Origin of the sequence: Paenibacillus sp. Soil724D2, from assembly GCF_001427935.1 — a bacterium.
Lineage (GTDB): Bacteria > Bacillota > Bacilli > Paenibacillales > NBRC-103111 > Paenibacillus_E.
This window is the reverse complement of sequence record NZ_LMRY01000058.1, coordinates 1-17,519: the sequence shown is the minus strand read 5'-3', so window position 1 is coordinate 17,519 and position 17,519 is coordinate 1. Positions and strand designations below refer to the sequence as shown.

Here is a 17,519-nt window from a genome sequence, read left to right as displayed (position 1 = left end):
CCTTAGTATTTTACATTGGCAGTTAATTCTTGCGTTTTAAGCTGTAGCATGACGTTCTTAATACTTAAGCATTACTACTTAATTCATTTGCATTTGCGGAGCACGTCTTCGATAGTCTGAGTATATCAAAGCAATCCCAATTACTAGAATGACTGTCGTGACCAAGCTGCCTTCAGCCCCAAAATCCGCTCCCGAAATAAATGAAGCTCCCTGTATCTCGGTCTTTATGAGGGATGACATCGGTGTACCGGAAACTTCGAATCCAAGGATACAACCCTGAAAAAAATTCCAAGACAAGTGCATGCCTATTGGCATCCACAAACCGCCGGAGTACTCCCGACTTAAGGCGAACAATAGGCCTGCTAGAAGTAAATTCAAGATTGGAAGCGGCGAATTCCACATGCCTGGATTAAATGTATGCAAAAAGGCAAATACAACGGTCGAAACCGTTATGCCAGATAAGGTGCCGAACCTTATCTTCACCAGTCCTTGTAAATAGCCGCGTGCAAATAACTCTTCATTAACAGCAACCCCTACAAAGAGTAAAAAACCCCACGTCAGTTCGAGTCCGAGCGTTCCAGTCCATTGCAACGATACGATCTTAATCCCACCCAGCAGCCATATTCCTGCAGTGCTGATTGTAATGAGTAAAGCGCCTGCAGCGAAGCCTTCTCCGAATCTTCTACCAAGCCTATGTGTATGAAGTCCCAGTGTCCAGCCTTTACGTCTTTCGAAAATGGCATAAGAAAGAATAACTCCGCTAATAAAACCAATGATTTGCGCCCATAAAGCTGCCTTTATAAAGAATGGATCTCCAGCAACACCTGCCATACTTAGCTCCTGAGAGGCAGGATGCCTCAGAATCGCTATAACCGCGGCTGCGATTGATAAGAGCACAGTAATCACAACAATGAAAACGAGGGTTAAGAGTACTTTACCCACAATCATCAGAATGGATAAGGACTTTCGCTTCTTTTCCTCGATAAGGTTCCACTCCCTTCTAAACCACTTATTCGCGAATAATCGCCTATTTCCTGCCAACTTGCGAAGGAAAGGAAGCTCTTGTGCAAATGTTGGCTCCATGCCACAATAGAAGTAACATCTGATTTATTTGACGGAGGAAACATGCTTTTTGTTCTATTTGCACTCTGGATCATCGCGTTGGGGCTTGTCATGGTAGATCCAAGATCTAGTACGATGCGCTGGATGAGCGCTATTGCTTTTACCGGCGGCTTTGGCGCCCTTGCTGCCGTTTTGTCCGAAACTTTTATCCCCTATATTCAGCAAACAGTACCCAACCCATCCATTAGTGCTCTTCTTTTTCGTGTCATGGGCATTAGCTCACTGATATCTTACTATGGCCTGCCATATTCATTTGCCATGCTTTCTTTGAGATATAACGCATCCTGGCAGAAATCGGCCATTCTAACGTGGCTGCCAATAGGACTACTTATTCCTCCGATTGCCTGCATCCTATTCACAGCTAGTTATACTGAGGAAATGCCCATTGACTTTCCCATCGTAGCCTCCTGGGTTGTTCCTTATATCTTCATAGGTGCTGTACTTATTGTGATCAAAAGAGAGCGGCTTCCGGCTATGAAGCGGACTCATTTGTTTACTTGCTTAGCCCTCCTTCCGCCTATCCTTTGTGTAGGCATACTTAATTACGTTATGCCAAGCTTCGGTTTTTACCGTATGTGGGTCTATCACGTATGGATTCTTGCTTTCGTTGTGCCTTTTTTCGTATTCACCTTTTTCAAATACGGTTTTCTCGGAATGCGTCTGCTCATCGAACGCCGCAAGCTGGACTCGACCCTCCGCGCCATCACATCGGGAACCGCCATTTTGAACCATTCGATAAAGAACGATGTTGGGAAAATGCGTTTGTTCCTCGAGAAAATGAAACAACATGCTGAGGAAACGAATCAGCCAGAACTAATGCAGGACATCGATGTCGTTATGGGGGCTTCCATGCATATCCGTGACATGATTAGCCGAGTACACGAACAAACACAAGAACTCCCTCTTAGGGAATCTTCAGTCGATTTAGATGAGCTTATTCATAAAGTTCTTCTTCCACTTGGACCTTACCTAAGTAAAATCCAGGTGAACCAGAACATCCCTGAGAACTTAATTCTTCAATTAGATCCTATTCAAATTGCGGAAACGTTAACGAATATACTCATGAATGCGGTAGAAGCCATGCCCAAAGGCGGCGATCTTACAATTAAAGCGTTTCATGCTAAAAAGAACATTATTTTGGAAATAAGAGATAACGGAATAGGGATTGAGAAATCTGTGCTGAAGCAAGTGTTAGAACCGTTTTATACAACCAAAAGCGGCAGTCATAGCAACTTTGGACTCGGACTCGCTTACTGCTACAGTGTCATGAAGAAACATGGAGGGGCTTTGGAGTTAAGCAGTGCGCCAGGGAAAGGCACGAGTGTGTTTCTAACCTTCCCCGGCAACCGGCTAAAGAAATAAAGGGGGCTAACAACTTGGAACCAATTCGTATTTTGATTGTTGAGGATGACCTTGACTGGCTTCGCGGCCTTAAAGCCTATTTAAATCGTCAGCCAGATTTGAGTGTCCTAAGCACTGTATCAACCGTAGAAGAAGCAAGAGAACTATTTGCTAATGCGGAACCAGAAGCTGATGTTGTCCTTATGGATATCATGCTGCAAGATGAGCCCGCGGGCATTGGACTTGCTGAACAAGCGCTCTTATCTTGGGGAGCTAAAGTCATTATGCTTACCTCGATGGAGGAGAAAGATTTCATCTTCCGTTCCTTTCAAGCCGGCGCTATTGACTACCAGATCAAATCCCGATTCGAAGAGCTTCCTTCCATTATTAGAGGCGTACATGCACGTCAGTCTTCCATTAACGCGGCAGTAGCTGAACAGATGAGAGAGGAATTCCGCAGGCTCAAACGGTTAGAGCACCAATTCAAGGTCAAAGAAGTCAGCGATCTAATCACACCTACAGAGCTTCAGGTGCTGGAGATGATTGATCAAGGACATACGCAAACAGAAATTGCTAACCGCTTTTTCATATCCTTACGAACTGTCAAAATTCATGTGGGGCATATTTTAAAGAAACTAGGTAGTCCGAGCAGCAAAGATGCCGCACAGAAAATCAGAGACTTGGGTTTGTTTGAACGAGGAAATAAAACTAACGGAGACGGCAAAGGGGACTAATGGATGTCCCGCTTCTTGAATCGACCGCCTTTGACATCGTGGATATTGCCAACTGCGAGAAACGCTGCAGGATCGAGCTCATCCACGATGGATTTCAACTTCGCTTCCTCCAGCCGCGTAATTACACAGAAGATGACCTTCTTGTTATCTCCCGTGAAGCCGCCTTCCCCTTCGAGATATGTGACACCGCGTCCTAAGCGGTCCAGAATAGCTTCACCTATTTGTCTGAAGCTATCACTGATGATCCACACAGACTTCGACTCATCAAACCCTTCAATGGTTACATCAATCATTTTATAAGCAATAAAATAAGCGATTAGGGAATACATCGCACGATCCCAACTGTAGACAAACCCTGCGCTGCCTAAAATGAATAGGTTGAAAAACATCACAATCTCACCTACGGAGAACGGTATCTTTTTGGACACGAGAATCGCAACAATTTCGGTACCATCGAGTGATCCCCCGAAACGAATAACCATTCCTACCCCAATACCGAGAATAATGCCGCCGAATACGGCTGCAAGCAAAGGGTCATTGGTTAGCTCTTTCACAGGGTGTAGCAGATACGTGCCTGTGGACATGACCAGAATTGAGAAAAGCGTTGATAATGCAAACGTTTTACCTATTAATTTATATCCGATAAACAGGAATGGAAGATTTAATAAGGTCAAAAATATCCCGACTTGAATATTGGTTAGATAAGATAAAATGATGGATATTCCTGTAATGCCCCCGTCAATAATTTTGTTAGGAACTAAGAAAATCTCTAATCCAATTGACATAAGCACAGCACCTAAGAATAAAAACACGCTGCGTCGAAGTAAAGCCTTCTTGGTCATTCTACGATGCTGCATTTGCATTGTTGCTTTTTTCACATATTGAAGTTGTTCCTCCACCATACAATCCCCTCCGTTTCTCTATCTTCTATACATACATTTCTCGACAAAACCACCTTTTTCCTGCAAATTCAGCCTTTCCTTTGATACTTTATTATAAAAAATGTTAGATATAATACCATCGAATATTACCGTCAGCCGTGGTATAATGATGGCTGTTGTCATTTACAATTTCTTAATTTGAAAGTCATAGGGAGACATATATGAACCAGCACATTAATCGCTTATTGCTTCTAACCCGGCAACGATTGCCGCTATTATTAATTGCCCTAATTCCTGTATTGATCATGGAAATTTTGAGCCGCGGGCATTATATAGAAATGATTACTTGGAGTTACAAGCATCTGATTGAACTCCTGTTTAATGAGTGGATCGTCTTCAGCATATTATTATTGTTCATCGCCATGATTGGCCGAACTAGAATCGCCTATTGGGTCGTTTCAGGTATTCTTCTAACCTTGGCTCTCGTAAGTGGCGTTAAGTTGAAAATATTAGGTGTCCCTTTGACACCCTGGGACATCGTCTTGGCCGGCGAAGCGTCAGATATGGTGAAATATATCTCGAATATTCTAAGTTTCAAAATTTTGATAATACTTTTACTTTTCCTTGCGGCCAGTTATTTTTTGTTATACCGCACGACCTTATTCTCGAAAAAGGTTGCACTTAAAGAACGTGGAATCCTTGCCGTAATCGCGATTGCTATGTTGTCTGCGGTTTACACGGATCTCCCCCTTCCGATTCAGAAATGGTGCGGTATCCAAGCATCCGTATGGAACCAAGTTGAGAATACCCAAACGAACGGCTACGCATTAGCATCGTTTCTGAATACGAAGTCGATGTTTACCGATAAACGTGAAGGTTATGATGATAAAGCTGTTGAAGCAATTGTCAGTAATACACCTAAGCCGATTAAAGCTGGGGATCCAAACAATCATGTAAAACCAAACGTTATTGTCGTGTTAAGTGAGGCATTCTGGGATCCAACCGTCATTAAAGGTGTGGAATTCAGCCGTGATCCGATTCCTTTCTTCCATAAGCTGCAGCAGACGGGGACAAGCGGTACGATGCTCTCACCGCAGTATGGCGGGGGTACAGCTAACGTCGAGTTCGAGGTTTTAACCGGCAATTCCATGCGTTTCCTACCGCAAGGGTCTATCGCCTACAATCAATTCCTTACCAATGAAGTAGATTCTTTGGCAAGTATTTATGCCAGACAAGGCTACACATCAACGGCGATTAGTCCTTTCTACAACTGGTATTTCAACAGTAATAAAATATATAAATACTTTGGCTTCTCCAAGTATATACCAATCGAATATTTTAAGCCTAACTATTCAGGTCCTTATATCGCAGACAGCGAAGTTGCTGCCAATATTATTCATGCGACGGACCAAAGCGATGGACCCGATTTCGTATTTGCTAACACGATGGAAAACCATTTTCACTTTTTCCCAGGTAAGTTCCCAAAAAATACAATCGATGTTACTGGCAATATGTCTCCTTCTTCTCAAGGTATGCTTGAAACGCTTGCTCAAGGCATTAGTGCCTCAGATAACATGCTGAAGGAATTAGTTGAGTACTACGAGAAAAAGGGTGAACCGACGATTATCGCCTTCTGGGGAGACCATTTACCGGCCCTTGGTGATGATTATGCCACTTACATTGACACGAAGTATATTAGCGGCAAAGACGATCCCGATTTCTTGAAAAAGATGTACAGCGTTCCGCTCGTTGTTTGGAACAATTTTGACCATGAGCGCAAAGATACATTAAATATTAGTCCTTCTTTCTTAGGTCCTTATCTTATTGAATTATCCAAACAGCAAGGCAGCTATTATACCGATTATTTAAGTCAACTTTCAAAAAAGATCCCTATCATACCACCGAAGGATCATTATGAGGCAATGAATATTAACGAACAGGACCTTAAGGATTACGAGACTTTGCAGTATGATATCATTTTCGGCGATCGGCATGCATACAAGGATTATAAAGTTCCCATTATAGATTCCAAGTATATGCTCGGATTTGGACCGATCCAGCTTGATAAAGTCGAATCTGATACGCAGGATCTATCTGGACGTTCAAGTGTAACGTTAACGGTCAGAGGAAGCAATATCCCAGCCCTTGGCTATGTTACTTTAAATGGCAAAGCCGTTCCGACCACATGGCAAGATGAACATACACTGACTGCCAAGGTCGAAGGCCATTTACTCAAGTCTGGAATCTGGGACATTCAAGTGAATGTGAAAGATTCGAAGGAAACTATCGTTGGTAAATCAAACACCCTGCCTATCGAAATAGGCGGTCGTTAAGCTTAGTTGGACGCCAAGACCCCTTTTCTCTAATTTGAGAAAAAGGGGTTTATTTTTTATTAGAAAAAAAAGCTCCATCCACGAATGGATGAGCTTCTCTTTTCTCGTATGACCTAGATTACAGGGAGATAATCTTCCCTGTTGCTTCGGATTCAAAGGCAGCAAGGATGACTTGCAAGGAACGAAGCCCCTCTTCACCGGAAATCCGCGGCTTTTTACCTTCCAGTATGCTCGTTACGAACTCGTCGATTACACCGCTATGTGTTTGTTTCTCGTTCGTTGCGATTTGTCCGACTTTATAACGTTCAACCGTACCATCACGAAGCTCAACGATGACTTGATCATTCGGATCGGTATCAATTTTGATGACACCATTCTCGCACCATAACACGGTTGAGTTGTCTTGACCTTTATAATAAGTCCAGCTAGCGACTAACGAGCCAGTTGCGCCGCTTTTCATGCGAAGCAAACAAGTCGCGTTATCATCAACATCTGTACCTTCTTTATGCAGGGTCCCCACGAAAGCAGCCACTTGTGCAACCTCGTCAGCAAGCAACCAACGAATTAAATCCGACTTGTGTACGCCAAGATCGCCCATCGCACCCATTGTTGCTTCTTCTTTACGGAAGAACCAGCTTTCACGTCCATCGACGCTCCATCCTTCCGGACCTGGATGTCCGAAAGATGTACGGAATGTCAGCACTTTACCCAATTTGCCGGAATTCAAAATTTCTTTGGCTTTGACATGTGGAGGCATTAGTCGTTGGTTGTGACCAACCATCAAAAACACGCCATTTTTCTTTGCCGCTTCAATCATGGCCTCTGCTTCTGCTGCCGTTGAAGCCATTGGCTTCTCAACCAGTACATGAGCGCCTGCATTTGCAGCCGCAATGGATACTTCAGCATGAAGAAAGTTCGGAGTACAAACACTAACAGCGTCCACTTTCTCCTGCTTCAACATTTCGGTATAGCTGCTGTATGCTTTGCCGCCATGCAGCTGCGCAAAGTGCTCCGCTCTCTCCAGAACAGGATCTACGAAAGCAACGAGTTCAACATTCGAATTCCAAGCATATTCCGGGATATGTCTATGTTTAGCTATAGAACCGCAACCTACTACGGCCACTTTAATTTTACTCATGTTTAATTAAGCTCCTTCTAATTCTTAGTTATGAACATTCGTGTAATGCTCTTTTACCCAATTCAAGCTGTTCTCAACACTTGTAAGTGGTGGCTTCTGGCAGTGATCCTGCTCAACAACAAGCCATTCCACGCCTGCTTGCTCAGCTGCTTTAATCACTTTTTCCAAAGGAACATCGCCTAAGCCCAGTTCTAGTGTTACTAATTTACCTTCTGCATCTTTCGTGAAATCTTTGAAATGAAGCAGCGGTAAACGGCCCGCATATTTTGCTATGTAGGAAAGTGGATCTTGACCAGCGAATTGAACCCAACAAACGTCCATCTCTACATTAATTGCATCTTCACCTGTTTTGGCAAACATGGCATCAAAGACGAACTCGTCATTCACTTTATAATGAAATTCAAAATCATGATTGTGATAAAGGAATTGCAAACCTTGTTTATGCGTTTCTACGGCAATCGCTTGGCATTCAGCAATTAGTACTTTCCATTGATCTGCTGAATCGCGTTCTTCAGCACCAACATACGGGCAAATAGCGTATTTCGCTCCGATTGTTTTTAGGTAGTCAAGCTCTCCCTGCAGATCTTTACGAAATCTCTCTAAACTCACGTGACTGCCAAATGCCTTCAAACCCAGCTCATCCAGCAGCTGTTTAAGTTCAGCAGCAGACTTACCGTAATACCCCGCGAATTCTACGCCTTCATATCCTAACTTCGCTACATGACGAAGTGTGCCTTCCAGATCTTTCTCCATATCATCTCTTAATGTATACAATTGCAGACCAATACCTAAACGTCCCATTCGTTCTCCTCTTTTCTCATCATCCATATTTTGATAAATCGAACACGATAGAATTAGTATAATGGATCATAGCCTTATGTGACCATTCACGATATAATCAAAACATCTCTTATTTGGCTATGAAAGGTGAATACAATGGAAACTGAGGTCTTAACCTGCGGCTATTCTTTTCATATGGAACCGTTTAATGTGAGTACCAAATCAGGTCTCAATTCTTATCTTTTCCGTTTACAAACTGAAGGCACTTCCGAGGTTCTAGTGGATGGCCATATGCAGCGAGTGGAAGCCGGTCATTTACTCCTTTTTCAACCGGGAGACCCCTATGAACTTCGTATCGAACACGAGTGGGATCAACCAAGCAGTAAAATAGCCAGTGGCGACTATTATGTATTTTGTAAAGGCGCTTGGATCGATGCGTGGTGGAAACGCAGCCTCAAACAAACTTGTACGCGTATCGACTTAGATGCTCGCTTAATTTCACTTTGGCGGCAGCTTATTCTTGAGAAGCGAAGAATGGAAGAAGAAAACCATGAGCTTAGCGGCTATTTGCTGCAAGCACTTTGCCTATATGTAGAGCGTGCAGCTACGGAAACCGTCTCTTTACAAGGGCGCCCATTTACCGGAACTCGTATGAAAAGGTTCATTGAAGCACAAGCTACGGCTACTTTTAAAGTGGATGATGTTGCCAACCATGTTGGACTTAGCGTTTCCCGCGCAGTTCATTTGTTCAAAGAATGCTTCGGCAAAACCATGATCCAATATGCGCTTGAAGTGCGCCTAGCCAGTGCCGTGGAACGCATGCATGATAGTTCAATGTCCCTTGAGCAAATCGCTCTAAGCTGCGGTTTTGGCAGCTACCCCTACTTTCATCGAGCATTTAAACATAGATTTGGGACATCCCCCAAGCTTTTTCGCCAAAACGCTCAGCAAAATTAAAATCATCGAATTCACAAATATTTCAAGAAATGTGATCTAAGAATGAAACAAATCTTCTCTCTCATACGTATATTCTTATGAGAACTAGAAATACATAGAAATATTTGGTTTTGTTTCAAAATTGTAAAACTATTTTAAGGTTAATTTAATAATATTCATATATGCTAATCTTATATCCAATTCCTAGGATGGTGAAAAATGATGAAAATGTTTATTACAATTCACAACAAACCCGTGCCAGTCTACTCAGATGAGAAAAATAAAAAGAAATTCAATTTATTGAAGTCCGCACTCGAAGCTAAAGTGACCAAAGGAAGAGCAACGATTAAGAAATGTTTGGACTCTATCATTAGTATTGAGATCGTAGGTTGTGAAGCGATTCTCCATTCCTTTAATGAACGCGATTCCCTTGCATTATCCCTTTACTAAAAAAAACGAGAAGTCCTGAGGACTTCTCGTTTTTTTAGTAATTGTATTTTTGTTGCACGACGCTAAGATGATGCTGAGCATGACCGGCTATCACATAAGCAAGCGCACGTGCAGAGATTTCATTGTTATTTGCTATCCCTTTACGCGACCAGGCTGCTTCTGTAATTGTTTTCAGCAGAGTAAATGTGGCATGCCGTACGGCTTGAAAGTCGTTTAACAAATCCTCCATAGACAATTCGTCGAAGGAAGTATGGGTGACAAATAAATCCTGATCAAATCCTGGTAAATTCGTTGTATCTCCACGAGCAATACGCAGCATCCGATAACTCAAAATTCGCTCCGTATCCGTCATGTGCCCCAATACTTCCTTCAAGCTCCACTTCCCCGGCTCGTATCGATAAAGTCCTTGCTCATCATTAATCGGTGAAAACAAAGCGATAACAGCGTCTACTTGGCTGTGCAAAAAAGACAGATAGTCGCCTTCAGGAACTTGACTAATATAGCCAGTAAAAAATGGTGAGTATTCTTCACTACCAGGTCGTTGCAGCATATCGAATGAATCTCCCTTCGTGATAAAGAATAGAAATTATGTATATCCTTATCATATCGTAAACCTGAACAAATATGAAGTCGACTCAGCTTTCAAAGTGAAATGCGTAATTTCTCTACCCCCCTTTGCTTTTCATAGTTTCTGTGGTGTTTAACGGACCTGGATGCCGTTAACCGCCTATTTGGAGCGATGATTCCGAGCTTACGGACTTCAGCGCCGTTATTCGGTTTCAATCTATCTTATTTTCATAATTTGAAGTAGATTAAGGGCTGTCGAGTCCATTAGATTTTCAAATTCAATCTTTTTCGGGGATTAACGTCGCTCCAGTCCTTTAGCCGGGAAAGATGAATCTGAAGTTGATTTCGCACCCATTTCCTTACTCAACAGCTATATGTTGATTGGTCAGTCGTAGTTTTTTAACCAAGTCATTCTGTTATATCTATAAATCTGCTTAAAAGCATTGATTTCAGGGGATAGTGCGGTCAGAACCCACCCGGAGTTCCAGCTACCTAAGCTAAAGGGATAGTGTTCATAGATACCTACAACATCGACCAAATATGTATCTATCATATCCCTGAAAAAAAACACTGACCTCATTGAAGAGGTCAGCGTTTTTGAACTGTCTATAATGGCTTATGTTCGAGCAGCCAGATTTTACTTTGGAAGTCTCCATGGAGACCAGCGACTGGAAGGCCGGCGTAAAGTAGATGATCGCCAGGGTACTCACCTTGCATGCCTGCAATTTGGTAATCGAAGGATGGGTTGAGACCTTTGAGCCGTAGCCTTTTGAGAGGCGCATTAGGCTCGGCGAGTACTCGGAAGTAAGCGACCAAAGCTTGAGTCTTGTCTTCAGAAACGATCATCCAAGCAGTTTCGTTACCTTCGAATGGACTAAGTAGGCGGTACATGTCGCCGAATTGGACGAGTGGCCGGATATGTTTATAATCGGCAATTTGCTTTTTGACGATTTCTTTTTCCTCGTCGGTAAACTTTGTTAGGTCAAGTTCGTAACCAAAGTTACCGGACATCGCAACATCGCCGCGCATTTCCAACGATGTCTCACGGTGAACTTGGTGATTAGGTACAGCGGATACGTGCGCCCCCATTGTACTCACAGGATAAACGATGCTCGTTCCATACTGAATTTTCAAACGGGAGATTGCGTCCGTGTTATCGCTTGTCCACGTTTGCGGCATATAATACAGCATACCTGGGTCAAACCGGCCACCGCCACCGGAGCAGCTCTCGAACAAGATATGCGGGAATTCGGTCGTCAAAGTTTCAAGAACTTGGTACAGACCAAGAATGTAGCGATGAGCGGTTTCTCTTTGTCTTTCTGGTGGCAGCGCGGCAGAACCAATTTCGGTCATATTACGGTTCATGTCCCATTTGACGTAAGTAATCGGCGCGCTGCCGAGGATATCACGGATCATTTTCGTGATCGCTTCACATACATCTGCACGTGAAAAATCCAATATTAATTGCTGACGACCTTCTGTACGTCTACGATTCGGTACATGCAGGCACCAGTCGGGGTGTTTTCGGTATAAGTCACTGTCTGGAGAAACCATTTCTGGTTCAAACCACAGTCCAAACTCAAGTCCCATCCCATTGACTCTGGAGACGAGATCCTCCAGTCCACCCGGCAGTTTAGCCTTATCAACGACCCAGTCTCCCAAGGAGCTGTTATCGCTGTCTCTTTTGCCGAACCAACCATCGTCAAGAACGAATAACTCGATGCCAAGCTCCTTGCCGGCGCTGGCGATGCTTTCGATTTTATCCGCATTAAATTGAAAATAGGTTGCTTCCCAGTTATTCACGAGCACAGGTCTTGTCCGATCGCGGAATTCACCGCGGCAAAGCCGAGTTCGGTAAAGCTTGTGATAAGTTCTTGACATGTCACCTAGCCCACCATTTGAATAAACCATTACGGCTTCAGGCGTTTGAAATTGTTGTCCCGGCTCAAGCAACCAGCTAAAATCAAATGGATTAATCCCCATCGATACACGTGCTGAACCATATGGCTCAACCTCTGCATGGGCAGCGAAATTGCCGCTATAAACAAGGCTGAAACCATACACATCGCCATGATCTTCATTAGCGTCCTTGGAAAGAAGTGCAATGAAAGGATTATGCTGATGACTGCTCGATCCGCGGCGGCTTTCAACGGTTAATTTTCCTGGTGCTAAGGGTCTTCTTTCGATATGCCGCTCTCTAACCCAACTGCCTGAAAGCTGAAGAAGATCAAACTCGCTATGCTGATAATCAAGGCTCATACTGAGCGCTCGAAGCAGCTTTAGATCACCAGATCCCTCATTTACGAAACGTACTGATCTAGTCATCGCTGCATGATGCTCGAAAATCGTATAAGTAAGAATGACGCGTAAGCCAATGACTGAATCAACGAGCTCAAGCTCCAATGTTTCCGCTTCATCATCCTGTTCTACATATGTCGCAGGAAGCCCTTCGAGCACCGGTTTTCCTTGGTAGATTCGATGCTTGTCATAGACGAGCTCAGAAATGGTAGATCCATCAGGAAGAGCAACTTGATATGCTGGCTCCCGATAATCACTTGTACCGTATGCCGGGTACTCCTGAGGCAATGTATCGAAAGAAATGCTGCGATCTTCGGGAACAGGATTTGGTGAAAACGAACATCTCTCCTGAAATTGTAGGATCGAAGCCAATTGACCTGATCGGATGGGGCGTCCCCAATAAACATGGGCTGGGTAAGCGGATTTGATTAGTTGAATAACATAGCTCATTTGCTTGTTTTGTAAATGGAATAGTCCTTGTGTTGGTTCAAATGTAATTCGCATGATATCCCTCCTACCTCCTATTATCATATCCATTCGCGAACAAAACTATGGAGGATTAGCACCTACATATGGATGAATGTAGTTTAGGATGCATACAAAAGGAGCCAAGGCTCGAAATAGCCCTAGCTCCGCTTCGTATTTTTCATTGTTAGCCAAATTTATAAGTCATGCCATATCCGCCTTTGGGGTAGACCCAATCAATGTTGTAGGATGGACACGCAATTCGGCAGGTCCCGCATTCGATACAATTTTCAAACGCAACGGTGGTAATTTTGAGCTTCTTTTCCCATTCATAAACGTCCGAGGGACAGAAATAATTGCAATCCTTCGTTACACAATTTAAACAGGTCTGTGTATCCTTGATTACGAGGTGCGACTTATCATCGCATTTATAACGAATGGTAAATAGCTTATCTGAAATGTCACTTTGGCTCATCCGTTCATCGCCCTCCATCCCTTGTAGCCTAGCTTCATCAGGTTTACCGTACCGCCCGCGGCATTTTTGATGAGCTTCATGGCCATTTTTTGTTTATCCGCTTTGGTAATCCCATCCACGAGGAACATGTTGTAAGCCGCTTCATTCAGCGCTCTGGGCAGCTTGTCGAACAATAATTCAGGGTCCTGCTCCTTGAGGAATTGATGCATGCCTTTGTATTTCTGTAAATCTTTATGGACAAAGGATTCGCGAATTTTTTGGTCGTAGACTTTGAGTGAAGCAGCGGAAAAATCGCTTTGCGCTTTGGCCTCGACAATCGCCTCGCCGGCCAGTCGACCAGAGGTCATGGCTAAATTCGTTCCTTCTCGGTGTACAAAGTTAATTAACTGCGCGGCATCCCCGCAGACGCACCAGCCATCTCCCGATAACGGCGGGATGGAGTGAAAGCCACCCTCAGGAATCAAGTGCCCGGAGTACTCCTTCGTTTCTCCCCCTTGAATCAATTTCCGAATCATAGGGTGCTGCTTAACCGCATCGAGGACCGCATAAGGCTTCACCTTTTTGTCCCGCAAATGATTGACCATTACGCCTACGCCTAGTGAAATAGTTTCTTTATTCGTGTAAAGAAAACCCATGCCTGCCATACCCAGTGAGGTCTCACCCATAAACTCAATCGTAACGCCTTCGTCACCTTCGAGTCCGAATCGATCTTCGATTTTCTCCCTAGGAAGTGCGATTACTTCTTTCACAGCCAACGAAACTTCGTCCGGCATCCACTCTTTGTGAATGCCCATCGCCTTCCCGAGCAAGGAGTTCACGCCATCGGCAATGACAACAACATCAGCGTACAAATCGCCGTCATCACGATCGGTACGGACACCGACGACCTTGTTACCTTCACGTATCACATCAAGCGCAACGGTTTCGTAGATAGGGATGGCCCCAGCAGCAACGGCTTTGTCCGCAAACCACTGATCGAATTTAACCCGCAGCCCAGTAAAGCAGTTATAAGGCTCCTTGTAAGCCTCATTGCGGTGCCCGAAGGTGACCATGGATTCTTTGCCCATCATCCAGATGCGCTGCTCCACAATGTAACGCTCCATGGGAAAGTTTTTTTCTTTCCAAAATTCGGGAACTAGCTCTTCGATTTGCTTACGGTATAGGACGCCACCGAAAATGTTTTTGGCCCCGGGGAACTCGCCCCTCTCCAACAAAACAACGGATAATCCTGCACGTGCCATCGTCAAAGCAGCTGCTGCACCCGCGGGACCACCGCCAACAACAATCGCGTCAAATTTCTCGTTCACTTGGCTTCACTCCTCTCAAGGGCCACGTTAACCCCTGTCTTCGAATCGTCGGATGGCAAGGAGCTTTTGGTACTTGGGAGTTGGATGCCAAATAAAGTTCGACGCTTCCTTATCTCATTGGTAATCGCAGGAACAATTTTGAACATATCGCCTACTATGCCGTAATGAGCGAATTGGAAGATTGGCGCTTTCTCGTCTTTGTTAATCGCCACGACTACATCCGCATGGCTCATACCTACGGTATGCTGAACAGCACCGGAAATGCCGATGGCGAAATATAGCTTCGGCCTGACCGTGGCACCGGTTTGACCTACCTGGTGCTCATGCCCGATCCAGCCCGCATCGACCGCGGCACGCGATGCACCAACGACGCCGCCGAGCGCATCCGCTAGCTCGGCGAGCAGCCCGAAAGCATCGGGCCCGCCCAGCCCACGGCCCCCTGCCACGATAATCTCGGCATCCTCGAGATTGAGCTTGCCTGTTTCGCGCAGGAAGTCGAGCACCTGCGCGGCAATCTCTTCCTCGCGCATCGTCGCCTCGATGCGAATGATTTCGCCTTGGCGCGTCGCGTCCTTCGGCAGCGCCTGAAACACCCCGGCTCGCGCCGTCGCCATCTGCGGCCGGTATTGCTTACAGAGGATGGTGGCCATCATCTTCTCAGAAAAAGCAGGCCGGCTGGCCAGCAGCAGCCTTGACGGCGGAGGCTCCACGTCGAGCTGCGTCGTGTCGGCCGTCAGCCCCGTCGGCAGGTGCGTCGCTATCGCGCCTGCCAAGTCGCGGCCCGTCGCTGTCGCGCCGAACAGCACGATCTCGGGCTTCGCTTCCTCGATCAGCTTCAAGCAAACTCGGCTATATGGCCGAGTTCTGTAGGTGCGAAGCTCGGGTGCTTCGCATAAGTACACCCTGTCCGCGCCGTAATGCACGGCTTCTTCGGCGAGGTGGCCCACATTCTCGCCGATGACGAGCGCCATGAGCGGCGCGTCAAGCTTCGCGGCCAGCTTCTTGCCTTCGCCTAGAAGCTGCCAGGAGACCTTCTTTGCAGCTCCATCTCGCTGCTCTACAACGATCAATACCCCCCGATAAGCCGACCAATCGGGCATCGGCGCTTCAGGCTGGTCCTGTGTTTGTTCATTTGTCATCGTGTCTTCCTCCATTCCCATAACGGTGATTCAGAGTTTAAGTCGTACACATGCTTAACTTTCACGAAGACCAGTCCAACAAAGTTTGCATCTCTTTCGTCATGAGCTGATCAGCTAATTGAGCAGCCGCTGCTTCTGGCGAATCAAACGCGATCATATGCGTTTTAACCGCTTTTACCTCCGGCACCCAAGTTTTGGCTACGATCGTTGGTGAGCCTTTTAGCCCGATTTTCGCTTTTTCAAGATCCGGAAAATCAGCTGTCGTCCAAACAGTCGGCTTATAGCGTGCAGCCCGAATCATGCCAGGCAGCGATGCTCGTCTCACCTTATTCAGTTCCTTCAGCGCCGTGATCAGCACCGGCATGCTTGTCTCAACAACTTCAATGCCATCTTCCAAAAGCCGATGCACACGAACTTTTCTCCGCTTTTCATCCACACTGGCGACTTTGTTTACATAAGTAAGCTGTTCCAAGTCCAATCGGCATGCGACGCCAGGCCCAACTTGCCCCGTGTCGCCGTCCAACGTTTGTTTGCCGCAAAAAACGATATCTACCGGTCCCCACGTTTCAGCAATTTTACGGATGGTTCGGGCAACAACGTACGAAGTCGCCAGCGTGTCCGCTCCCGCGAAGCCACGATCCGTCACTAACACAGCATCGTCTGCTCCGAGGGAGATGCATTCCTTTAAACCTTTCTCTGCAGGCGGAGGTCCCATGGTTACTACTGTTATCCTCGCACCCTGTTCATCCTTAATACGGAGCGCCTCTTCCAGCCCATGCATATCATAGAAATTCACGATACTAGGGACACCTTGGCGAATTAACGTATTATTTTTGGGGTCAATGCGAATTTCTCTAGAGTCAGGTACCTGCTTGATACAAACGACAATATGCAGCATCTCTGCATCCTCCTATTTCTTGGAAAACTTGCTTGCACATTCGACAGCAAAAGGATCTAAGCTTGTCAGCATTGTGAATTTTGTCACTTAAAATGACGAACCGAAATCGCTTTCACTCTTTTTTAAAAGTTAATAACCTAACACAATATATGCGAGAAGCTTCTTAACATGACACTTACTTTAATCCAATGTTTAAAGTAATCTCTCCGATGTAGCCGGCGCTGCAACAATGCACACGCCAAAAAGCTATTTGGCAAGTTGATATTGCAGTTTGCACAACACTTCAAACCCATTTATTGCGAAATGGCTAGGAGCCCAATAATGGCTGCCAATGTTGTATTTTCTACAACAATTCACACGCCTAATGGCTAATTTGCAACTTAAAGTTCAGTTTGTACAACAATTTGAGTCCTTTCTTTTGCTGAGAAATGGCCTGTATAGGATCAAATTGTTGTACATGCTGCAACAATAAAGGGAGAGAGGCGGGATTTAGACGGCAATTGTTGCATTTTAGAGTCAATTTCGTAATTCATAACCCTTGCTACATAAGGACTTATAGCGCATTCAAAAACAGTCACCTACCCAAGATATTATGGCGCCTTGTGGGAAAATAGTGCTTTAATAGTGAAATTAGCTCCTTAAGGTTTATCCGACG

The 17,519-nt window shown here is 45.0% G+C and carries 15 protein-coding genes; 5 read left to right on the top strand and 10 right to left on the bottom strand.

Going from position 1 to position 17,519, the window contains the following annotated elements:
- Window positions 1–78: 78 nt before the first annotated feature.
- Window positions 79–1,083 carry a CPBP family intramembrane glutamic endopeptidase gene (locus ASG85_RS32445; protein WP_057306452.1) on the bottom strand — a complete coding sequence of 335 codons (1,005 nt, stop codon included), beginning with the start codon at window positions 1,081–1,083 and terminating at the stop codon, window positions 79–81.
- Window positions 1,084–1,125: 42 nt separating this feature from the next.
- On the opposite strand from ASG85_RS32445, the gene ASG85_RS32440 reads away from it, so the two are divergent.
- Together ASG85_RS32440 and ASG85_RS32435 are read left to right on the top strand one after the other, a co-directional pair.
- The gene (locus ASG85_RS32440; RefSeq protein ID WP_057306453.1) at window positions 1,126–2,484 is read left to right on the top strand and encodes a sensor histidine kinase; all 1,359 of its coding nucleotides are present in this window, start codon (window positions 1,126–1,128) and stop codon (window positions 2,482–2,484) included.
- A 14-nt stretch (window positions 2,485–2,498) separates the two neighbouring features.
- A complete protein-coding gene (locus ASG85_RS32435) occupies window positions 2,499–3,197 on the top strand; it encodes a response regulator transcription factor (RefSeq protein WP_057306454.1) in 699 nt (232 codons plus the stop codon).
- Here ASG85_RS32435 and ASG85_RS32430 read toward each other — a convergent pair.
- Window positions 3,194–4,054, bottom strand: coding sequence for a YitT family protein (locus tag ASG85_RS32430; protein ID WP_373462750.1), 861 nt, complete (start codon window positions 4,052–4,054; stop codon window positions 3,194–3,196). The genes ASG85_RS32435 and ASG85_RS32430 overlap by 4 nt on opposite strands.
- Window positions 4,055–4,299: 245 nt before the next feature.
- Between ASG85_RS32430 and ASG85_RS32425 the strand changes: the two genes are divergently transcribed.
- Complete coding sequence (locus tag ASG85_RS32425) at window positions 4,300–6,411, top strand: LTA synthase family protein (RefSeq protein WP_063860455.1); 2,112 nt, start codon at window positions 4,300–4,302, stop codon at window positions 6,409–6,411.
- Window positions 6,412–6,529: 118 nt separating this feature from the next.
- Here the strand turns inward: ASG85_RS32425 and ASG85_RS32420 are convergent, their stop codons facing one another.
- Entirely contained in the window at window positions 6,530–7,549 is a 1,020-nt protein-coding gene (locus ASG85_RS32420) for a Gfo/Idh/MocA family protein (RefSeq protein ID WP_057306455.1), read from the bottom strand.
- A 24-nt stretch (window positions 7,550–7,573) separates the two neighbouring features.
- Window positions 7,574–8,350, bottom strand: coding sequence for a sugar phosphate isomerase/epimerase family protein (locus ASG85_RS32415; RefSeq protein WP_060648972.1), 777 nt, complete (start codon window positions 8,348–8,350; stop codon window positions 7,574–7,576).
- 135 nt (window positions 8,351–8,485) lie between these two features.
- Here ASG85_RS32415 and ASG85_RS32410 point away from each other — a divergent pair, with 135 nt between their 5' ends.
- Both ASG85_RS32410 and ASG85_RS32405 read left to right on the top strand, forming a co-directional pair.
- The gene (locus tag ASG85_RS32410; RefSeq protein ID WP_057306457.1) at window positions 8,486–9,286 is read left to right on the top strand and encodes an AraC family transcriptional regulator; all 801 of its coding nucleotides are present in this window, start codon (window positions 8,486–8,488) and stop codon (window positions 9,284–9,286) included.
- 201 nt (window positions 9,287–9,487) lie between these two features.
- A complete protein-coding gene (locus ASG85_RS32405; protein WP_029198041.1) occupies window positions 9,488–9,715 on the top strand; it encodes a hypothetical protein in 228 nt (75 codons plus the stop codon).
- Between the two features lie 34 nt (window positions 9,716–9,749).
- On the opposite strand, the gene ASG85_RS32400 is transcribed toward ASG85_RS32405, so the two are convergent.
- The 6 genes from ASG85_RS32400 to ASG85_RS32375 all read right to left on the bottom strand — a co-directional run bounded on the left by ASG85_RS32400 (window position 9,750) and on the right by ASG85_RS32375 (window position 16,864).
- Entirely contained in the window at window positions 9,750–10,265 is a 516-nt protein-coding gene (locus ASG85_RS32400) for a DinB family protein (protein ID WP_057306458.1), read from the bottom strand.
- A 623-nt stretch (window positions 10,266–10,888) separates the two neighbouring features.
- Window positions 10,889–13,084 (bottom strand): alpha-galactosidase, encoded by a 2,196-nt coding sequence (locus ASG85_RS32395; RefSeq protein WP_060648971.1) that lies wholly within the window; start codon window positions 13,082–13,084, stop codon window positions 10,889–10,891.
- Window positions 13,085–13,232: 148 nt separating this feature from the next.
- Window positions 13,233–13,520 (bottom strand): ferredoxin family protein, encoded by a 288-nt coding sequence (locus tag ASG85_RS32390; protein WP_036634482.1) that lies wholly within the window; start codon window positions 13,518–13,520, stop codon window positions 13,233–13,235.
- Window positions 13,517–14,827, bottom strand: a complete 1,311-nt coding sequence (locus tag ASG85_RS32385; RefSeq protein WP_060648970.1) for an FAD-dependent oxidoreductase — start codon at window positions 14,825–14,827, stop codon at window positions 13,517–13,519. The genes ASG85_RS32390 and ASG85_RS32385 overlap by 4 nt, the downstream gene beginning before the upstream one ends.
- Window positions 14,824–15,966, bottom strand: a complete 1,143-nt coding sequence (locus tag ASG85_RS32380) for an electron transfer flavoprotein subunit alpha/FixB family protein (RefSeq protein WP_082562514.1) — start codon at window positions 15,964–15,966, stop codon at window positions 14,824–14,826. Before ASG85_RS32380 ends, ASG85_RS32385 begins: the two co-directional genes overlap by 4 nt.
- Window positions 15,967–16,027: 61 nt before the next feature.
- A complete protein-coding gene (locus ASG85_RS32375) occupies window positions 16,028–16,864 on the bottom strand; it encodes an electron transfer flavoprotein subunit beta/FixA family protein (protein WP_060648969.1) in 837 nt (278 codons plus the stop codon).
- Window positions 16,865–17,519 lie beyond the last annotated feature (655 nt).

Bases quoted from the DNA above. Each gene is read 5' to 3' on its own strand.
- ASG85_RS32445 (WP_057306452.1), bottom strand. From the start codon at position 1,083: ATGGAGCCAACATTTGCACAAGAGCTTCCTTTCCTTCGCAAGTTGGCA.
- ASG85_RS32440 (WP_057306453.1), top strand. From the start codon at position 1,126: ATGCTTTTTGTTCTATTTGCACTCTGGATCATCGCGTTGGGGCTTGTC.
- ASG85_RS32430 (WP_373462750.1), bottom strand. From the start codon at position 4,054: ATGCAGCATCGTAGAATGACCAAGAAGGCTTTACTTCGACGCAGCGTG.
- ASG85_RS32425 (WP_063860455.1), top strand. From the start codon at position 4,300: ATGAACCAGCACATTAATCGCTTATTGCTTCTAACCCGGCAACGATTG.
- ASG85_RS32420 (WP_057306455.1), bottom strand. From the start codon at position 7,549: ATGAGTAAAATTAAAGTGGCCGTAGTAGGTTGCGGTTCTATAGCTAAA.
- ASG85_RS32415 (WP_060648972.1), bottom strand. From the start codon at position 8,350: ATGGGACGTTTAGGTATTGGTCTGCAATTGTATACATTAAGAGATGAT.
- ASG85_RS32410 (WP_057306457.1), top strand. From the start codon at position 8,486: ATGGAAACTGAGGTCTTAACCTGCGGCTATTCTTTTCATATGGAACCG.
- ASG85_RS32405 (WP_029198041.1), top strand. From the start codon at position 9,488: ATGAAAATGTTTATTACAATTCACAACAAACCCGTGCCAGTCTACTCA.
- ASG85_RS32400 (WP_057306458.1), bottom strand. From the start codon at position 10,265: ATGCTGCAACGACCTGGTAGTGAAGAATACTCACCATTTTTTACTGGC.
- ASG85_RS32395 (WP_060648971.1), bottom strand. From the start codon at position 13,084: ATGCGAATTACATTTGAACCAACACAAGGACTATTCCATTTACAAAAC.
- ASG85_RS32390 (WP_036634482.1), bottom strand. From the start codon at position 13,520: ATGAGCCAAAGTGACATTTCAGATAAGCTATTTACCATTCGTTATAAA.
- ASG85_RS32380 (WP_082562514.1), bottom strand. From the start codon at position 15,966: ATGACAAATGAACAAACACAGGACCAGCCTGAAGCGCCGATGCCCGAT.
- ASG85_RS32375 (WP_060648969.1), bottom strand. From the start codon at position 16,864: ATGCTGCATATTGTCGTTTGTATCAAGCAGGTACCTGACTCTAGAGAA.